The organism is Burkholderia sp. (assembly GCF_018375725.1).
Classification (GTDB): domain Bacteria; phylum Pseudomonadota; class Gammaproteobacteria; order Burkholderiales; family Burkholderiaceae; genus Burkholderia.
Window position 1 is genome coordinate 1 of sequence record NZ_JAHACR010000535.1, and the last position, 1,214, is coordinate 1,214.

Genomic DNA, 1,214 nt, shown 5'->3' on the forward strand with positions numbered 1-1,214 from the left:
AGTCGATCTGCGCGCCGAACATCCGCAGGCCGCGCACCGCGACCGCGCAGGCTGTGGCGCCGTCGCAGTCGTAGTCGGCGACGACGAGCAGGCGCCGCTTGTCGGCGATTGCGTCGGCCAGCAGCGTGGCGGCATCGGCGCAGCCTTTCAGTTCGGCGGGCGGGACGAGCCGCGCAAGGGCGGTTTCGATGTCGGCGGGCGACTGGACGCCGCGCGATGCATACAGGCGTGCGAGCACCGGATGCATGCCGTGGCGCGCAAGCGCTTCGGCGTCGGCGGGCGCGACGGGGCGGGTAACGATTCGGGTCATGCTGGGGCGGGTTATTCGAACAGGGAGGCGAGCGCGCGGCGGCGCCAGAACTTGCGCAGGTCGCCGCGCGTTGCGCGCAGCGTCACCGAGCTGGTGTCGCCGCACAGCGTGAACGCGAGGCTCGCGAGCTCGCCGCGCTGCAACGCCGCGAGCGCGGGGGCGAACCAGTCGCGCTCCAGCGCGTTCAGCGCCGTATGCCAGCGCGCCCAGTCCTGTTCGATGAATGGCGTGGTGAGTACCGGCAACTCGACGAGTGTGGCGCCGTCGCGTGCGCCGAGCGCATCGAACGTGGCGGGCGGCGCGCCGGCGTCGGCGCCGCCGGCGCGGGCGAGACCGAGCGCGGCGGGCGACGGCGACAGCACGCGTGCGAACGGCCGGCCGACCGGCTTCAGCACGCCCTGCGCGTGAAACCAGATCGAATTGACGGCCGGCAGCCCGCGCGCTTCGCGGGCTTCGTTGACGGGATGCTGGAACCACGCCATCTGCACTTCGTTCTGCAGCTTCATCCAGAGCCGCGAGCGTTCGCCGGTATGCGCCTCGTGCGGCAGCCAGATCTCGATGTTGCGGCCGCTTGCGCGCAGCGGGGCCGCGCCGGCGAGCGGGCGGAGCGCGTCGCTCGACAGATACCAGCGCGTCGGCTGCGGGGCGTCGAGCCGGATGCCGAGCTCCTCGATCAGCGGACGGGCGACCGCGAGCAGCGCGGCTGCGTCGCCGTCGTCGAGCGCGAGCGCAGCGGGGTCGACGAGTACCAGATGGTCGTGCGCGATCTCCACGTGGACCGGCTCGACGCATGCCCACGCGTGCTCGCCGGGCGTGCCGCCGTCGGCGAGCAGCATGTACGGCGCGAGCGGCGCTTCGTCCGCGGCGCTGCCGGGCGCCACGCCGACCGTGCCGGGTTCGTGCA

Annotated in this window: 1 protein-coding gene and 1 pseudogene; both read right to left on the minus strand. The window is 73.3% G+C overall.

The annotated features are described in order from the left end of the window. A pseudogene (locus tag KH616_RS25175) lies at positions 1 to 310 on the minus strand (single-stranded-DNA-specific exonuclease RecJ); the annotation flags it as partial. Between the two features lie 11 nt (positions 311 to 321). Further along, positions 322 to 1,214 (minus strand): regulator (locus tag KH616_RS25180; protein WP_292255289.1); only part of this gene is annotated, 893 nt, incomplete at its 5' end.